Below are 17,447 nucleotides of genomic sequence, written 5' to 3'. Positions count from 1 at the left end.
CTGGTGTGCCCGAACGTGGACTCCGGCAACATCGCCTACAACCTGCTCAAGACGGCGGCGGGCGGCAACGTGGCGGTGGGCCCGTTCCTGCTGGGCTGCAACGCGCCGGTGCATATCCTGACCTCCAGCTCCACCGTGCGCCGTATCGTCAATATGACCGCGATGACGGTGGTCGATGTCAATACACCGCGTTGAAGTGACGCCGGCCGGCAGGGCGTGCCCACGCACGCCCACCGGCCTGGTGCTGACGGGCGGCGGCGCGCGCGCCGCATACCAGGTGGGGGTGCTCAGCGCCATCATGGAGCTGCTGGACCCCGACTGGCATTCGCGCTTCCAGAACCCCTTCGACATCATCTGCGGCACGTCCGCCGGCGCGATCAACGCCGCCGCGCTGGCCTGCCGCGCCGACCGGCCCCACCTCGGCGTGCGGCGCATCCGCCGCCTGTGGTCGTCGCTCAATACCGACATGATCTACCGGGCCGACGCGCCCGGCCTGATCCGCACAGGCGTCCGGTGGCTGGGCCTGCTTTCCCTGGGCTGGATGTATTCGGGCCTGACGCGCAAGCGGCCCCATTCGCTGCTGGACAACGCCCCCATGCAGGGCCTGCTGGAACGGGTGCTGGATTTTCAAAACCTGCGCGCCAACCTCGAGAGCGGTTCGCTGTCGGCGCTGGCGATCACGGCATCGGGCTACACCAGCGGCGAGCACCTGACGTTCTACCAGGCGCATACGGCCATCGAGCCCTGGCACCGCTACCTGCGGCTGGCGATTCCCACCCCCATCGGCATCGACCACCTGATGGCGTCGTCCGCCATTCCCTTCGTGTTCCCCGCCCGGCAGGTGCAGGTGCACGGCAAGGGCGAGTGGTGCGGCGACGGCTCGATGCGCCAGCTCGCGCCGATCAGCCCCGCGATCCACCTGGGCGCGCACCGCGTGCTGGTGATCGGCACGGGCTTTCGCGACGAGACCCACCCCGAGAACCGCGAGGACTCCCCGCCGTATCCGTCGCTGGCGCAGGTGGGCGGGCACGCGCTGTCCAGCATCTTCCTGGACGGCCTGTCGGTCGATGTCGAGCGCCTGGAGCGGATCAACTACCTGATGGACCAGGCTGGTCCGGACGGCGGCGCCCGGACCAGCGTGCGCCGCATCGACGTCCTGACGATCACCCCCAGCCAGTCGCTGGACCTGATGGCGCTGGAGCATCTGCGGGACATGCCTTCACAGGCGCGTGCCCTTTTCCGCGTACTCGGTGTATCGTCCGACCCAGGCCGTCCGGGGGGAGGGGCCCTTATGTCCTACCTCCTGTTCGAATCCAGCTACACCAAGCGATTGATCGAACTGGGTTATGCCGATACGATGCAGCGTAACGAAGAAGTGATCGCCTTTTTCAAGGAGGCACAGGCATGACGCGCAATGGGCAATCTACTTTGCAGCGGCAGCTGCTGCGCGGCGGAGCGCTGGCTCATGAAGGGCTGGACAAGAAGGCCGTCGTGGACGCCGCGCATGAACTTGGCCTGTCCTTGTTCGTTGCCAATTGCGACCCGGCCCGCAGCCGTTCGGCGGTGTTGCGGGCCATTGTCAAGGCGGTGGATTTCCCCGAATACTTCGGCGGCAACCTGGACGCCCTGTACGACTGCCTCTGCGACACGGTGCTGGACCACAAGTCCGGCGTGGTGCTCTGGCTGTACCGGCTGCACTCGGGCGATCCGGCGCTCGAAGAAGACGCCGCCCGCATCGAAACCGTCTGTTCGGACGCCGCGGATTTCGCGCACGAGAACGGCCGCGTCTTTGCGTATGTCATCGAGCATGCCGGCAAGCACCCCGATCCCGAACCCGGCGTGGCCGCCGCGCCCTACGGCGAAAACGACTGATGCGCCGCCGGGGCAGCGCCCCGGCTGACGCGGCCTACCAGCCCAGCAGCGCGCTGACGGCCGATAGCAGGGCCAGCCCGGCCGTCTCGGTGCGCAGCACCCGGGGGCCGAAACGCACGGCCTCCACGCCCGCCTGGCGGGCCAGATCCAATTCCTTGTCTGACCATCCCCCTTCGGGCCCGACCAGCAGAGTCAGCGCCTGCATGCCGGGGGTGGCCCCGAGCTTGCCGGCCAGGTCTTGTTCGGCTTCGGGATGGCAGAGCAGGCGCAGGCCGTCCGCGGGCTGGGCCAGCCAGTCGGCCAGCGCCTGCGGCGCGTCCACCGCCATCAGGCGGTTGCGGCCGCATTGTTCGCCGGCCGATTGCGCGATGCGCCGCCAGTGCGCCACCCGCTTGTCCAGCCTGGGGCCGGACAGCTGCAGCACGCTGCGTTGCGCCGCGATGGGGCTGATGCGGACGGCGCCTAGTTCCACGGCCTTTTCCACCACCCAGTCCATCTTGTCGCCCGAGGGCAGGCCCTGCGCGAGGGTGATGCGTCCGGCCAGCTCGGCCTCGCGGGGATCGAAGTCGCCCAGCTGGGCGAAGCCGGCCTTGCCCTCGACTTCGAGGACGGCGGGGTACTGGCCGCCCTGGCCATTGAACAGCACGACGGCTTCGCCGGCCCGCAGGCGCAGCACGCGCAAGGCGTGGTGCGCCAGGGCTTCGGGCAGGGCGATGCGGGCGCCGGCGGCCAGGGGAATGTCGCAGAAGAATCGGGGGGCGGACATGGTGTTGCGAAGTTGTAATGGGGTGCGGCGGCGGGGCCGCCTGTCTGAACGCGTAGCCTACCACTGCTTGTGTCCAGGGCCCGGAAACGCACGATTACATAGGGCATCCGGCTGATGGGCTTGGGGAAATCCCCTGATGCTAAAATCACCTGCTTCGCAACCTACTCAACTGGCCCTATTTCCTCCCTAGGCGCGCCAGTTTCAAAGAGCCTTCCGAATGAGCAATCCGACCGCCCCTAAACTTGCCTTGGCGGATGCCATCCGCGCCCTCGCGATGGATGCCGTGCAACAAGCGAACTCCGGGCACCCGGGTGCTCCCATGGGCATGGCGGAAATCGCCCAAGCCTTGTGGGCCGGCAACCTGCGCCACAATCCCAAGGATCCCGCCTGGGCCAACCGCGACCGCTTCGTGCTGTCCAACGGCCACGGCTCGATGCTGATCTACTCCCTGCTGCACCTGACGGGCTACGACCTGCCCGTCGAAGAACTCAAGAATTTCCGCCAGCTGCATTCCAAGACGCCGGGCCACCCCGAAGTGGGCATCACCCCGGGCGTGGAAACGACCACTGGCCCGCTGGGCCAGGGCCTGGGCAATGCCGTGGGCATGGCGCTGGCCGAAGCGCTGCTGGCCGCTGAATTCAACAAGCCGGGCCACACGCTCGTCGACCACCACACCTACGCCTTCACCGGCGACGGCTGCCTGATGGAAGGCATCTCGCACGAAGTGTGCTCGCTGGCCGGCACGCTGAAGCTGGGCAAGCTGGTCGTGCTGTACGACGACAACGGCATCTCCATCGACGGCCATGTGGAGCACTGGTTCGCCGACGACACCGCCAAGCGCTTCGAAGGCTACGGCTGGAACGTGATCCGCGGCGTCGACGGCCATGACGTCGCCGCCGTGGACGCCGCCATCAAGGCCGCGCGTTCGCAATCGGAAAAGCCCACGCTGGTCATCTGCCGCACCGTGATCGGCAAGGGTTCGCCCAACATGGCCGGCACGCACAACGTGCACGGCGCCCCGCTGGGCAAGGACGAGATCGCCGCCACGCGCGCCGCGCTGGGCTGGTCCTCGGAACCGTTCCAGATCCCGCAAGACATCTACGACGGCTGGGATGGCCGCAAGAAGGGCGCCGCCGCCCAGGCCGAATGGCAGTCCGCGTTCGACGCCTACGCCGCCGAGTTCCCCGCCGAGGCCGCTGAATTCACCCGCCGCATGAAGGGCGAGATGCCCGCCGGCTATGCCGAGCAGTTCCAGGCATTCCTGAGCGCGACGCTGGAAAAGGCCGAGACCGTGGCCACGCGCAAGGCTTCGCAGTTCGCCATCGCGGCGCTGGCTCCCTTGCTGCCGGAAATGCTGGGCGGCTCGGCCGACCTGACCGGCTCCAACTTCACCGACTGGAAGGGCGTCGCCGCCGTCCGCGCCGGCGACAAGGGCATCCAGTTCGGCCGCCACATCAACTACGGCGTGCGTGAATTCGGCATGGCCGCCATCATGAACGGCGTGGCCCTGCACGGCGGCTACCTGCCGTTCGGCGGCACGTTCCTGACGTTCTCGGACTACTCGCGCAACGCCATCCGCATGGCCGCGCTGATGAAGCAGCGCGTCATCCACGTGTTCACCCACGATTCGATCGGCCTGGGCGAAGACGGCCCGACCCACCAATCCATCGAGCATGCGGCCAGCCTGCGCCTGATCCCCAACCTGTCGCTGTGGCGTCCTTGCGATACGGCCGAAACCGCCGTGGCCTGGAACGCGGCCGTGACGCGCCCGACCAGCATCGGCATGGACGTGCATGAAGGCGGCCCGACGGCCCTGTTGCTGTCGCGCCAGAACCTGCCGTTCGTGCAGCGCGACGCGGCCACCGTGGACGCCATCGCCCGCGGCGGCTATGTGCTGCGCGACGCCGAAGGCGCCCGCGCCGTCATCATCGCCACCGGCTCGGAAGTCGCCATCGCGCTGGACGCGCAGGCGCTGCTGGCCAAGGAAGGCGTCGCCGTGCGCGTGGTCTCCATGCCCAGCACCGACGTGTTCGACAAGCAAGACGCCGCCTGGAAACAATCCGTGCTGCCCAAGGGCCTGCCGCGCGTGGCCGTCGAAGCCGGCGTCACCGCCTTCTGGCACAAGTACGTTGGCCTGGAAGGCGCCGTGGTCGGCATCGACCGCTACGGCGAGTCCGCTCCGGCCGGCGCGCTGTTCAAGTTCTTCGGGCTGACCGCCGACAAGGTGGCCGAGACCGTCCGCCAAGTTTTGTAAAAAAGGAGCTTAGTCATGACCATTCGCGTCGCCATCAACGGTTACGGTCGCATCGGCCGCAACATCCTGCGTGCCCACTATGAAGGTGGCAAGAAGCACGATATCGAAATCGTCGCCATCAACGACTTGGGCGACCCCAAGACGAACGCGCACCTGACGCGCTACGACACCGCCCACGGCAAGTTCCCGGGCACCGTCGAAGTCGACGGCGAGTTCATGGTCGTCAACGGCGACAAGATCCGCGTGCTGGCCAACCGCAACCCGGCTGAACTGCCCTGGGGCGACCTGAAGGTCGACGTGGTCCTGGAGTGCACGGGCTTCTTCACGACCAAGGAAAAGGCCGGCGCGCACATCAAGGGCGGCGCCAAGAAAGTCATCATCTCGGCTCCGGGCGGCAAGGATGTGGACGCCACCATCGTCTACGGCGTGAACCACGGCGTGCTGAAGTCGACGGACACCGTCATCTCGAACGCTTCGTGCACCACCAACTGCCTGGCCCCGCTGGTCAAGCCGCTGAACGACAAGCTGGGCCTGGAAAACGGCCTGATGACCACCGTCCACGCCTACACCAACGACCAGGTCCTGACCGACGTCTACCACGAAGACCTGCGTCGCGCGCGTTCGGCGACGATGAGCATGATCCCCACGAAGACCGGCGCCGCCGCCGCCGTGGGCCTGGTGCTGCCGGAACTGAATGGCAAGCTGGACGGCTACGCCATCCGCGTCCCGACCATCAACGTGTCGCTGGTCGACCTGTCGTTCGTGGCCAGCCGCGACACGACCGCCGAAGAAGTCAACGGCATCCTGAAGGCCGCCTCCGAAGGCGAGTTGAAGGGCATCCTGGACTACAACACCGAACCCCTGGTGTCGGTGGACTACAACCACAACCCGGCCTCCAGCACCGTTGACGCGTCGCTGACCAAGGTTTCGGGCCGCCTGGTCAAGGTCTCGTCCTGGTACGACAACGAGTGGGGCTTCTCGAACCGCATGCTCGACACCACCGTCGCGCTGATGTCGGCCAAGTAAGCAACGCGGTCAGTCCAGAGGGGACGGATTTGTTTTCCGCCATTGCGGAAAATGGGTTCGTCCCCTTTGTTCGCCTATCGTAGGAATTCAAATATGTCCAAGGTCAATACCCTGTCCGCGCTGGCCAAGTCCGGCGCCCTGTCCGGCAAGCGCGTGTTCATCCGCGCCGACTTGAACGTGCCGTTCGACGACGCCGGCCGCATCACTGAAGACACCCGCATCCGCGCCTCGGTGCCCGGCATCCGCCTGGCGCTGGACGCCGGCGCCGCCGTGATGGTCACCTCCCACCTGGGCCGCCCGAAAGAAGGCGTGCTGACCGAAGCCGACTCGCTCGCCAAGGTTGGCCAGCGCCTGTCCGAGCTGCTGGGCATGCCCGTGCAGCTGGTGCGCGACTGGGTCGACGGCGTCCAGGTCGATCACGGCCAGGTCGTGCTGCTGGAGAACTGCCGCGTGAACGTCGGCGAAAAGAAGGACGACGAGGCGCTGGCCAAGAAGATGGCCGCGCTGTGCGACGTCTACGTCAACGACGCCTTCGGCACCGCCCACCGCGCCGAAGCCACCACCCACGGCATCGCGCGCTTTGCGCCCGTGGCCTGCGCCGGCCCCTTGCTGGCAGCCGAGCTGGACGCCCTGGGCCGCGCGCTGCACGAGCCCAAGCGTCCGCTGGTCGCCATCGTGGGCGGCTCCAAGGTGTCGACCAAGCTGTCCATCCTGCAATCCTTGGCCGACAAGGTCGACCAGCTGGTCGTGGGCGGCGGCATCGCCAACACCTTCATGCTGGCCGCCGGCCTGTCCATCGGCAAGTCGCTGGCCGAGCCCGACCAGGTCGACCAGGCGCGCGCCGTCATCGACATCATGAAGCAGCGCGGCGCCGCCGTGCCGATCCCGGTGGACGTGGTGTGCGCCAAGTCCTTCGACGCGAATGCCGAAGCCACCGTCAAGGCGGCCGAGGACGTGGCCGACGACGACATGATCCTGGACATCGGCCCCAAGACCGCGGCGCAGTTGGCCGAGATCTTGAAGAAGGCCGGCACCATCGTCTGGAACGGCCCCGTGGGCGTGTTCGAGTTCGACCAGTTTGCCAACGGCACCGAAGTCGTGGCGCGCGCCATCGCCGAATCGGACGGCTTCTCGATCGCCGGCGGCGGCGACACGCTGGCCGCCATCGCCAAGTACGGCATCGGCGAGCAGGTCGGCTATATCTCGACCGGCGGCGGCGCCTTCCTGGAATTCCTGGAAGGCAAGACCCTGCCGGCCGTGGCCGTGCTGGAAGCCCGCGCCGCAAAGTAAGGAACCCCCACGCCGCGCACGCGTTGCGTGCTTGCCGCCCCGCCTTGGGGCGGCCCGGCGGCGGGGCGGCTGTTCTTGCGAGCCAGCTCGCCTATTCCATCTTGGCGCCCGACATCTTCACGATGTCCGCATAGCGATCGATCTCGGATCGTATGAAGGCCCCGAACGCCTCCGGCGTCTGCCCCGCGGTCACCAGCGCGCCCATGCCTTCCATCCGCTTCTTCATTTCCGGGGCGGACACCACGGCGTTGATTTCCTGGTTCAGGCGCTGCACCACCTCGGCCGGCGCGCCCGCCGGCGCGACGATGCCGTACCACGCGGAGGCGTACATCTTGGGCACGCCCGCTTCCTCGAAGGTGGGCACGTCCGGCAGGGCCGGCAGGCGGGTGCGCGAGGCCACGGCCAGTGCGCGCAGCGCGCCCGCCTGCACCTGCGCGAGCGATCCCGTGTCTATCATCATGTCCACCTGGCCCGCCAGGAGGTCCGAGACCGCCGGGCCGCTGCCCTTGTAGGGAATGTGCAGCACGTCCGCGCCGGTCAGGTGCTTGAACATGGCGCCGGCCAGGTGCTGCGACGAGCCCACGCCGCCCGATCCGTAGTTCAGCTTGCCCGGTTCGGCCTTCGCGGCGGCGATCAGGTCCGCCACCGATTGGAAGCGCGATTGCTTGGGCACTTCCAGAATGTTGGGGATTTCGGCCACGAAGGCGATGGGCGTGAAGTCCTTCGCCGGATCGAAGCCCAGGCGCGAATACAGGTGCGGGTTGGCGGCGTTGGTGGAGCTGGTGGCCATGAGCAGCGTGTAGCCGTCCGGCTTTTCCCGCACGAAGGCGGCGGTGCCGATATTGCCGCCGGCGCCGGCCTTGTTGTCCACGATGACCGTCTGGCCCAGGCGTTCGGTCAGGCGCTGCGCCAGCATGCGGCCCAGCGCGTCGGTGGCGCCGCCCGGAGGCCAGGGCACGACCAGCTTGATGGGGCGTTCGGGATAGGCCTGCGCCAGGGCGGCAGGGGCGATGCCGGCGGCAAGCGCGGCGAGCACGAGCGCGCGGCTGGCGCGTCGCAGGATGGCGAAGGACATGGAGTCTCCAGAAGTGCCGGCCCTTGCTCCCGCCACGCGTATCCGTGGAGGTGGGCCGTGTCGGTCTACAGGCGCGGCATCGCGCCGCTGGACTTGTGCCGGCGACTCTACGCAATCCGCATGCTGCGGAAAAGGGATAAAAATTGAACAAAATCCATTCCCTGAAGGAATGAAACCTGCGCTTGCCTTGATTCCGCGCGTCCTGGATGCAACGGGCTTGGTGTAGGCTTGGCGGATATCCCGGTTCTTGCGGGAAATTTTCCTTCCGGCCTTCCCGCAGCACCATGAACCTACGTTTTCTTCCTGGCCTGAACAACTTTCGCGGCATGACCCGGGAATCGGCGCGGCGCGACGTCGCGGCCGGACTGAGCGTGGCGGCCGTGGCGCTGCCGGTGGGCCTGGCCTACGCCGCCATGATGGGCGTGCCGCCCGTGGCGGGGCTGTGGGCGGCCATCGCGGGGATGCTGGGCTACGCCTTGTTCGGCTCGTCGCGCACCCTGATCGTGGGGCCCGATACGGCCACCTGCACGCTGATCGCCGCGACCCTGACGGGCATGGCGCTCACGAGTCCGGAAGACCGCCTGGTGGGCGCCACGGGCATCGCGCTGACGGTGGGCGTGGGCTGCCTGATCGCGCGCGTGCTGCGCCTGGGCGTGCTGGCCAACCTGCTGTCGCGGCCCGTATTGATCGGCTATATGGCGGGCGTGGCCATCACGCTGGCAATGTCGCAGCTGAGCGGCCTGACGGGCGTGGGGCTGCGCAACACCGGCCTGGTGCATCCCTTCCTGGAGCTCTCGCGCCGGCTGCCTGAAATCCAGATTCCCACCCTCTGCCTGGGGCTGGCGTCCTGCGTGTTCCTGGTGGCCGTGAAGCGCTGGCGGCCCGCCTGGCCCGGCCCCATCCTGCTGGTGGTCGGCGCCTGCCTGCTGTCCTGGATCTTCAATTTTCCCGGCCTGGGCATCGCGGTGGTGGGCGAGGTGCCCGCCGGCCTGCCCGCACTGAGCCTGCCGATGCGCCTGGAAGGCCTGGACGGCATCCTGTTGGGCGCGGCGGGTGTCCTGGTGGTGAGCTTTTCCAGCGGCATCGTGACGGCGCGCAGCTTTGCCGCGCGCACGGGAGACCATGTGGACCCCAACCGGGAACTGGTGGGCTTTGGCGCAGCCAACGTGGCGACCGGCCTGTTCCAGGGCTTCGTCGTGACGGGCGCCGATTCGCGCACGGCCGTGGGGCTTGTGGCCGGCGGCTCGTCGCCGCTGGTCAGCGTCAGCGCCGCGGCCGCGCTGGCGGTCGTGGTGGGCCTGCTGAGCGCGCCCCTGTACTGGTTGCCGCAGGCGGTGCTGGCCGCCATCCTGTTGCTGGCGGCGGCCAGCCTGTTCGACGGCCACGCCTTCTTGCGGCTGGCCCGCATCTCGCGCATCGAACTGGCGTTCGGGATACTGGCAGCGGTGGGCGTGGTGGGGTTCGGCGTGTTGCAGGGCGTGGCCGTGTCGGTGGGCGCGACCCTGCTGTACGCCATGTACGTGTCGGGCAATCCGCGCGACGCCTTGCTGGGCCGCCTGCCGGGCGAATCGGTGCTGGGCAAGCTGCACCTGAATCCCGACGCGAAGCCGGTGCCGGGCACGGTGGTGTGGCTGTTCGAGTCGTCGGTGTGGTTCTTCAATGCCGACGCCTTCCGCCGGCGCGCGCGCGAAGTGATCGCGCAGGCCGGCGACGCGCAGTGGTTCGTGCTGGACGCCGAGGCCATGACCCAGGCCGATGCCGATGCGGTAGAGGCGCTGTATGAACTCAAGCGCGAGCTCGACAATCGCAACATCACCTTGCTGGTCGCGGGCGGACACGGCAAGTTCCGCACGGCGCTGGAGCGCTCCGGCCTGGTCAAGAAGATAGGCCGGGAGAAGATCTTCGGCAGTCCCGAGCAGGCGGTCGACGCCATCGAGCGCTGGCGCCTGGCCCCGCCGGACACGCTGGGCTAGGGCGAACAGCCCTAATCGATGATGTGGTATCCGCCGTCGATGTACAGCGTCTGCCCCGTCATCAGGCGCGCGGCGTCGGTGGCCAGCCAGGCGGTGGCCTCGCCCACGTCGTCGATGGAAACCAGGCTGCGCGCCGGCGCCTTGGCCTGGGCGCGGTCCAGCATCGCGTCGAACTCCGCGATGCCCGAGGCGGCGCGGGTTTTCAGCGGCCCCGGCGATATCGCATGCACGCGGATGCCTTGCGGGCCCAGTTCCGCCGCCAGATAGCGCGTGGCGGATTCCAGCGCCGCCTTGACCGGCCCCATCATGTTGTAGTGTTCCACCACCATCTGCGAGCCGTAGTAGCTCATGCAGAATAGGGCGCCGCCCTTCGGCATCAGCGGCTCGGCCAGCTTGGCCATGCGGATGAAGGACCAGCACGACACGTCCATCGCCTGCAGGAAGCCCGCGCGCGAGCAATCCGTCACGCGGCCGTGCAGGTCGTCGCGCGGCGCGAACGCGATGGAATGCAGCACGAAGTCCAGCGCGCCCCATTCGCTCGCGATGCGCTCGAAGACGGCTTCCAGCTCGCCCTCGTTCAGCAGGTTCAGCGGCATCAGCAGCGGCGCGTCCACCTGCCGCGCGAGCGGCTCCACGTGCGGTCGCGCCTTGTCGTTCAGGTAGGTCACGGCCAGCTCCGCGCCCATCGCGCGAAACGCCTTGGCGCAGCCCCAGGCGATGGAGTCGGCATTGGCGATGCCGGTCACCAGGCCGCGCTTGCCGGCCAGCGGAAGCAGCGCGTTCATCGCTGGCGCACCAGGGCCAGCGTGTGCTGCGCGATGATCAGCTCTTCGTTCGTGCGCACCACGTAGACGCCGACGCGGCTGTCGTCGCTGGAGATGCGCGGCCCGTGGCGGGCGTTGCGCTCCGGATCCAGCCTGATGCCCAGCCAGCCCCAGTGTTCGCTGATCGCCTGGCGGATGTCGGCGGAGTTCTCGCCCACGCCGGCGGTGAAGACGATGGCGTCGATGCCGTTCATGGCGCAGCCCAGCCCGATCATGCCTTCGGCCACGCGCCAGGCGAAATACTTGAGCGCCAGCTTGGCCGAGGGCGCGTCGCTGGCCAGCAGCTCGCGCATGTCGTTGCCGATGCCGGACAGCCCCTTCATGCCGCAGTCGTGATACAGCATGTGCTCGATCTCGTCGTGGCTCATGCCGCGTTCCATCATCCACAGCACCACGCCGGCGTCCAGGCGGCCGGGGCGCGTGCCCATCGGCAGGCCTTCCAGCGCCGTGAAGCCCATGGTGCTGTCCACGCTCTTGCCCTGATGCATGGCGCAGGCCGAGACGCCCGAGCCCAGGTGCGCGGCGATGATCTTGCCCATGGCGATGTCCGGCAGGGCCTGGCGCAGGCGCTGCGCGATGTACTCGTACGACAGCCCGTGAAAGCCGTAGCGGCGCACGCCGTCCTGGTACAGGTGCTCGGGCAGCGCGTAGCGGTCGGCCACGTCGGAGTGGCTGCGGTGGAATGCGGTGTCGAAGCACGCCACCTGCGGGATCCAGGGCCGGCGCTCGCGGATGACGCGGATCGGCGCCAGGTTGTTGGGCTGGTGCAGCGGCGCGAGCGGGGTGAAGGTGTCGAGCTTGGCCAGGACGGCGTCGTCGATCAGCACCGGCTCGGACAGGTCGGGGCCGCCATGCACGACGCGATGGCCCACCGCCAGCGGGGCGCCGCCCAGGTGGCCGCTCAGCCACGTGCCCACCACTTCCTGCCCGTTGGGCACGTCGGGGGCGTGGCTGGGCGCGATGTCGCGCTCGACCAGGGTCTGGCCGCCCGCGTCGCGCACGCGCAGCCTGGGGTGCGTGGTGCCGATGCCTTCAAGCTGGCCGCCCAGGCGCGGGGCGAGTTCCTGCTTGTCGTCGATGTCGTACAGGTAGAACTTGATGCTGGAACTGCCGGCGTTGATGACGAGGATGGTATCGCTCATGGCGTTGTGATTCCACGTTGAGACACTGCGGTTTCCCTTCAAGGGCCTTGTTCCCCCAATGCGTGCCGTATTCAATCCGGGGCACCGTGGATCCGGCTTCGCTGGTCCGCCCGTGCCGTCCCCTTGAGGGGGCCCGCGCAAGCGGCTAGGGGGAGGTTCCATACTTTAGGCCAGCGGGCGGGCCTGCTGCTGGTCCAGGTGATGGGCGTAGATCGCCGCCACCGCGCACGAGGCCAGGCGCGAGCGCGGGCTGTCGGCGCGGCTGGTCAGGATGATGGGCACGCGCGCGCCCAGCACGATGCCGGCCGCTTCCGCGTTGGCGAGGAACGTCAGGTTCTTGGCCAGCATGTTGCCGGCTTCCAGGTCGGGCACCACGAGCACCTGGGCCACGCCCGCCACCGGCGAACGGATGCCCTTGATGCGCGCTGCGTCGGGGCTGATGGCGTTGTCCAGCGCCAGCGGGCCGTCCAGCACGCCGCCCGCGATCTGGCCGCGGTCGGCCATCTTGCACAGCGCGGCGGCTTCGATGGTGCTGGGGATGCTGGGCGTCACCTGTTCCACGGCGGACAGGATCGCCACGCGCGGCTCGCCCAGGCCCAGCCCGTGATGCAGATCGATCACGTTGCGGATGATGTCGGCCTTGGTTTCCAGGTCGGGGAAGATGTTGATGGCGGCGTCGGTGATGAAAAGCGGCTCGGCATAGGTGGGCACTTCCATGATGAACACATGGCTGATGCGCCGGCCGCTGCGCAGCCCCGTGTCGCGCGCCACCACTTCGTGCATCAGTTCGTCCGTATGCAGGCTGCCCTTCATCAGCAGCGTGGCCTTGCCCCCGCGCACGAGGGCCACGGCGGTCGCGGCCGCCGCGTGGCTGTGCGGCGCGTCGACGATGCGGGCGTCGCCCAGGTTCAGCTCGTAGCGGGCGGCCGTATCCCGGATCTTGCCCTCGGGGCCGACCAGGATGGGCTGCAACAGGCCCAGGTCCCGCGCTTCCAGCGCGGCGGACAGCGAGGGCTCGTCGCAGGGATGCGCGATGGCGCAGCAGGCGGGCGCCAGCGTCTGCGCGCGGGCGATGAGCTTGTCGTAGTGCGTGGAGGTGGGCAGGCTCATGAGGTCTTGACCTTGGCGGGTTGGCGGGAAGAGGGCTTCCTGGCCGCGCGCTTGGACGGGGCCTTGGCGGCGGCCTTCGCCGCGGGCTTGCCGGCCTCGGCCTTCCTGGCCGCGGCGGGATGAGGCTTGGCGGTCTTGGCGGGCACGTCGGCGGCAGCCTCGACCAGGTCCTTTACCTGCCTGGCCGGCGTGGCCGACGTTGCGGGCGCCTCGTGCTTGGCTGCGGCCACCCGCAGGCGCTTGGGCGACGCGGCGGGCGTCTGGGCCTGCTCGCGCTTCTGCGCGCGGCGCTCGGCCGATTCAAAGATGCGCTCCATCTCGGCCAGGCTTTCGAGCGCCGCGTCGCTCAGCGGCTCGGCAGCTTCCAGCACGCCCTTCATCGCGTTCAGGGTGTGGCGGATCTCGGCGGCGGAGGACTCTTCCAGCAGGCGCGGCATGGCCTGGATCGCGGCGGCGGAGTCCAGCGTCATCATCAGGGCCTGGTCGCGCGTGACGTTCTTGAACTGCTGCAGCGTCAGCGCGTTGTCGGCCTCGGCGCGCATCTTGCGGATCAGCGCGAAGCTGCGTTCGTCCAGGCCGCCCTCGGCGCCCGAGACATACAGCAGCATCCGTATCGCGGCCACGCGCAAGCCGCCTTCCTGCATCAGCGAACGCAGCTCGGCTGCGCGCTCTTCCATGAAGCGGCGGTGTTCCGGCGATACGCCCGGATGCTTGCGCGGGGGGCCGGACTGCGCGCCCAGGCCCGCCAGGTCCTGCACCAGCGGCGAACCATATATGCCCATGAAGGCGCGTTCGTCGGCCGAGTCGCGCAGGTCCTGCCAGATGTTCAGGCTGGTCTCGATCATGTTCGAGAACATCTCCTGCGCCATCAGGAAGGGATTGGCGGGGGAGGCCTGCTGGCGGTTCTCGCGCACCTGTTCCGCCGCCTGCGCGATCGGGGCGATCAGCGGGTTGCGGTCGGAGATCAGTTCGTAGGGCAGGCGCAGCGGATGCAGGCGCTGCATCCATTCCGCCGATTGCGGCGTCGCCAGGGCCTGCACCCAGGGCTGCACAAAGCTGCGGTATATGCCCAGGTTGATGTCGGAGATGCGGGCGACGGCGGCAAAGCGGCGGTCGTCCTCTTCCTTGCGGTCCACGATGGCGCGCACGTCGTCCAGGCTGCGCTGCTCGAACGACAGCACATAGTTGCCGAAGGCCAGGTCCGCGTTGGGCGTGTCCGGCGTCTTGTCGGCGATCTCGGCCTGGTAGATGCCCGGGGGCAGCACGTCGATCATGTCGATGTTGGACGTGAATTCCTGGTGTTCCTTGCGGGCCACGCTGCCCGACACGAAGATGCCCAGGTGGCCGATGCTTTCATGCACGGCGTAGACGATGGTCTGGCCGTGGGCCAGCACCTCGGCTTCGTTCTGGTAGAGGTCGGGGATCCAGCCCAGCGCCTGCGGCGGCGGGGTGATGTTGTCGCCCTTGGAGCAAAACACCACGATGGGCGAGCGGATGTTGCGCAGGTCGATGCGGATGCCGTCGGAGGTCACCAGGCCCGCGGTGGCCAGGCGGTTGCCCACGAACAGGTTGTCGACGATGTACTGGATCTCGGGGCCGTTCAGGAAGACGTGGCCGCCCCACCATTTCTCGAAGCTCAGGTAGCGGCCGGCTTCGGTGTCCACCTTGGAGTACAGGTTGTACTGCTTGGACCACAGCGTATTGGCCGGATTCAGGTTCTCGAAGTTCTGCACCAGCCAGGCGCCGTCGAACTTGCCGTTGCCCAGGTCGCTCGTCATCGCGGTGAGCCAGCTGCCGCCCAGGAGGCCGCCGGCATAGCGCATGGGGTTCATGCCGCGCCAGCCGGCCCAGTACGACAGCGGGGCGCCCGCCACGATGATGGGGCCGAAGAGCTCGGGACGGATCGCGGCGGTCATCATGATCTGCCAGCCTGCCTGGCAGTTGGCCACCACCACCGGCTTGCCTTCCGCGTCGGGGTGCAGCGCGATGATCTCTTCCAGGAAGCGGGCCTCGGCCATCATCACGTCTTCGACGGTCTGGGTCGGCATGGGCTGGGGCAGGAAGGTGGCGAAGTAGCAGGGATGTCCCGCGCGCAGCGCCACGCCGATCTCGCTTTCCGGCTTGAAGCCGCCGATGCCCGGGCCGTGGCCGGCGCGCGGGTCCACCACCAGGAAGGGGCGCTTGATCGGGTCCGTTTCGACGCCGGCCGGCGGCTTGATGCGCAGCAGGCCGTAGTTGACGGGGCGCGGCAGCTCGCGGCCGTCCAGCACCAGCTCGGACTCCATGCTGAGCACATTGGGCGCGCGCTTGGCCATGTGGGCGTGGTATTGGTTGCCGCGCTGGCGCATCACATCCGCGTACAGCACGCCGCGCTGCCAGGCATCCACGGCGTATTCGTAGGCGGCCGTCCAGGGGTTGAAGGACGGGGCGGGTGCGTGATCGGTGCCGGATCCGGCCATGGCGATCTCCTGTTAGTTGCTGCCGGCGGCGAAAAACCGCCGGGCCGGTCCCAGAGTGGAACCGGCTGAGTTGACCTCCCCATTACACCGCAATGGATGCTGCGGTGCAACAAACGCAGATTTCAGGCAGGGCCGTGCCAGACGGCTTCGATGCGGTTGCCGTCGGGATCGAGCAGGAACGCGGCGTAATACTGCGCGTGGTAGTGCGGCCGCAGGCCCGGCGCGCCCCCGTCGCGCCCGCCGTGGGCCAGGCCCGCGGCGTGGAACGCGTCAACGGCGGCCCGATCGGGCGCCTTGAAGCACCAGTGGCGCCGGGCGCCGGACGCGGCATCCGGCGGCGCGCCGCCGGTGGCGAAGACGGACAGGTAGGTATGCTGGCCGCTGCCGGGACCGCAGCGTTCGCCGTAGCCCAGGGCGTCGGGACGGTCATAGACCTTTTCCGCGCCCAGCGCCTGCATGACGGCGTTGTAGAACGGCCGGGCGGCAGCCAGCCCGGAGACGGTGATGGAGACGTGATCAAGCAGTTGCATCGCGGCTCCGGAACGCGGCTAGGAGCGCGCGGTCGCGTTGTGCTCCAGCCATTTCTGGACGGAGGGCCGCTGCCATTGCACATCGGCATAGATGCGCAGGTGGTCGGGCAGGTCGTCGTGGGCCAGGCGCTTGAGCATGACCGCCAGGTCCGTGTCGGCGATGCACCACTCGTCGAACAGGCTGGTCTGGCCGATGCCCACGAGATAGCCGGCCACCTGGATCAGCTTGGCCGCGGCGGCATGGGCGGCGTCGGACAGCGGCTGGCCGACCTCGCCGTAGAAGACGGTTTCCGTGGGGCGCTCCTGGCGCAGCGCGCCCAGGTCGCTGCGCAGCCACGCTTGCAACTGGCGGGCGCGGGCGCGTTCGCGGGCGCCCGACGGGTACAGGGCGGCATGCGCGGGGGCGGGAAATATTTCGTCCAGGTATTCGGCGATGACGCTGGATTCGGTCAGGTTGAAGTCCGCGTGCGTCAGCGCCGGCACCCGCCCGGTGAGCGCGCGGCACTGGTAAGGCTGCATGCGCTGTTCGCCCGCCGCCAGGTCGATGGGGCGCACTTCGAACGGCAACTGCTTTTCGGTCAGCGCCACATACACCGACATGGCGTACGGACTGAGGAACAGGGAATCGACGTATAGCGTAAGCGGGGCGCCCAAAGCTTTTCTCCGGTCAGGCGGGGTAATGAATCGACAGGCGGCGCGAGGCCGCTTGAATTGCAAAGCGTAACGCAACTGCAATTCAGCGTGTCGCGCCGACGCGTCAGTCCACGATGAAGAGCTTGGCGCCGGTGGCGGTGGACGAGCGATGCGGCTCGGCCTGGTCGGCCACCTGGTAGCTCATGCCGGGGGTCAGCACGAACTGCCGGCCGTCGTCCAGCTCGGTGTGCAGCTCGCCTTCCAGACAGAACAGGATATGGCCCTTGCTGCACCAGTGGTCGGCCAGGTAGCCGGGCGTGTATTCGACCATGCGCACCCGCAGGTCGCCGAACTGCCGGGTCCGCCAATAGGCCATGCCGGTGTCGCCGGCGTGTTCGGTGCGTTCCACCTCGGACCAGTCCGTGGTGCCGAAAGGGATGTTGCTCATCTTCATCGTGAATCCTGCATCCTGGAAAAAAGCGCCCCTAGCTGC

The 17,447-nt window shown here is 68.3% G+C and carries 16 protein-coding genes; 7 read left to right on the top strand and 9 right to left on the bottom strand.

The window, feature by feature from the left end:
• From ACFWP0_RS28455 to ACFWP0_RS28445, 3 genes are all read left to right on the top strand, one after another.
• A partial coding sequence (locus ACFWP0_RS28455; RefSeq protein ID WP_377847967.1) for a phosphate acyltransferase occupies positions 1 to 195 on the top strand: 195 nt, incomplete at its 5' end.
• Positions 176 to 1,408, top strand: coding sequence for a patatin-like phospholipase family protein (locus tag ACFWP0_RS28450; RefSeq protein WP_377847965.1), 1,233 nt, complete (start codon positions 176 to 178; stop codon positions 1,406 to 1,408). The genes ACFWP0_RS28455 and ACFWP0_RS28450, both read left to right, overlap by 20 nt.
• A complete protein-coding gene (locus ACFWP0_RS28445) occupies positions 1,405 to 1,872 on the top strand; it encodes a barstar family protein (RefSeq protein WP_377847964.1) in 468 nt (155 codons plus the stop codon). The genes ACFWP0_RS28450 and ACFWP0_RS28445 overlap by 4 nt, the downstream gene beginning before the upstream one ends.
• A 34-nt stretch (positions 1,873 to 1,906) precedes the next feature.
• Here ACFWP0_RS28445 and ACFWP0_RS28440 read toward each other — a convergent pair whose 3' ends face one another.
• Complete coding sequence (locus ACFWP0_RS28440) at positions 1,907 to 2,638, bottom strand: 16S rRNA (uracil(1498)-N(3))-methyltransferase (protein ID WP_377847962.1); 732 nt, start codon at positions 2,636 to 2,638, stop codon at positions 1,907 to 1,909.
• A 217-nt stretch (positions 2,639 to 2,855) separates the two neighbouring features.
• Here ACFWP0_RS28440 and tkt point away from each other — a divergent pair, with 217 nt between their 5' ends.
• The 3 genes from tkt (at position 2,856) to ACFWP0_RS28425 (ending at position 7,208) form a co-directional block, all read left to right on the top strand.
• Positions 2,856 to 4,892, top strand: a complete 2,037-nt coding sequence (tkt, locus tag ACFWP0_RS28435; protein ID WP_377847961.1) for a transketolase — start codon at positions 2,856 to 2,858, stop codon at positions 4,890 to 4,892.
• 15 nt (positions 4,893 to 4,907) lie between these two features.
• A complete protein-coding gene (gap, locus tag ACFWP0_RS28430; protein WP_056326654.1) occupies positions 4,908 to 5,918 on the top strand; it encodes a type I glyceraldehyde-3-phosphate dehydrogenase in 1,011 nt (336 codons plus the stop codon).
• 93 nt (positions 5,919 to 6,011) lie between these two features.
• A complete protein-coding gene (locus tag ACFWP0_RS28425; protein WP_377847959.1) occupies positions 6,012 to 7,208 on the top strand; it encodes a phosphoglycerate kinase in 1,197 nt (398 codons plus the stop codon).
• A gap of 91 nt (positions 7,209 to 7,299) precedes the next feature.
• Here the strand turns inward: ACFWP0_RS28425 and ACFWP0_RS28420 are convergent, their stop codons facing one another.
• On the bottom strand, positions 7,300 to 8,283 hold the full coding sequence (locus tag ACFWP0_RS28420) for a Bug family tripartite tricarboxylate transporter substrate binding protein (RefSeq protein ID WP_377847958.1): 984 nt from the start codon (positions 8,281 to 8,283) through the stop codon (positions 7,300 to 7,302).
• A 284-nt stretch (positions 8,284 to 8,567) separates the two neighbouring features.
• On the opposite strand from ACFWP0_RS28420, the gene ACFWP0_RS28415 reads away from it, so the two are divergent.
• Positions 8,568 to 10,256 carry a SulP family inorganic anion transporter gene (locus ACFWP0_RS28415; RefSeq protein ID WP_377847956.1) on the top strand — a complete coding sequence of 563 codons (1,689 nt, stop codon included), beginning with the start codon at positions 8,568 to 8,570 and terminating at the stop codon, positions 10,254 to 10,256.
• An 11-nt stretch (positions 10,257 to 10,267) separates the two neighbouring features.
• On the opposite strand, the gene fabI is transcribed toward ACFWP0_RS28415, so the two are convergent.
• The 7 genes from fabI to ACFWP0_RS28380 form a co-directional block, all read right to left on the bottom strand.
• Positions 10,268 to 11,041, bottom strand: coding sequence for an enoyl-ACP reductase FabI (gene fabI, locus ACFWP0_RS28410; RefSeq protein WP_377847955.1), 774 nt, complete (start codon positions 11,039 to 11,041; stop codon positions 10,268 to 10,270).
• Complete coding sequence (locus tag ACFWP0_RS28405; RefSeq protein ID WP_377847953.1) at positions 11,038 to 12,222, bottom strand: acetate/propionate family kinase; 1,185 nt, start codon at positions 12,220 to 12,222, stop codon at positions 11,038 to 11,040. Before ACFWP0_RS28405 ends, fabI begins: the two co-directional genes overlap by 4 nt.
• Positions 12,223 to 12,387: 165 nt before the next feature.
• Positions 12,388 to 13,332: a phosphate acetyltransferase gene (locus ACFWP0_RS28400; RefSeq protein ID WP_377847951.1), complete on the bottom strand. Its 945-nt coding sequence runs from the start codon at positions 13,330 to 13,332 to the stop codon at positions 12,388 to 12,390.
• Positions 13,329 to 15,791 carry a DUF3141 domain-containing protein gene (locus tag ACFWP0_RS28395; RefSeq protein WP_377847950.1) on the bottom strand — a complete coding sequence of 821 codons (2,463 nt, stop codon included), beginning with the start codon at positions 15,789 to 15,791 and terminating at the stop codon, positions 13,329 to 13,331. The genes ACFWP0_RS28400 and ACFWP0_RS28395 overlap by 4 nt, the downstream gene beginning before the upstream one ends.
• Before the next feature lie 122 nt (positions 15,792 to 15,913).
• Entirely contained in the window at positions 15,914 to 16,321 is a 408-nt protein-coding gene (locus tag ACFWP0_RS28390; protein ID WP_377847948.1) for a VOC family protein, read from the bottom strand.
• Between the two features lie 18 nt (positions 16,322 to 16,339).
• Positions 16,340 to 16,975: a glutathione transferase gene (yfcF, locus tag ACFWP0_RS28385; RefSeq protein WP_377847947.1), complete on the bottom strand. Its 636-nt coding sequence runs from the start codon at positions 16,973 to 16,975 to the stop codon at positions 16,340 to 16,342.
• A gap of 103 nt (positions 16,976 to 17,078) precedes the next feature.
• Entirely contained in the window at positions 17,079 to 17,408 is a 330-nt protein-coding gene (locus ACFWP0_RS28380; RefSeq protein ID WP_377847945.1) for a DHCW motif cupin fold protein, read from the bottom strand.
• Between the last annotated feature and the right edge of the window lie 39 nt (positions 17,409 to 17,447).

This window comes from Achromobacter sp. NPDC058515, from assembly GCF_042721735.1.
Lineage (GTDB): Bacteria > Pseudomonadota > Gammaproteobacteria > Burkholderiales > Burkholderiaceae_B > Achromobacter.
This window is presented reverse-complemented; position numbering and strand designations above follow the sequence as displayed.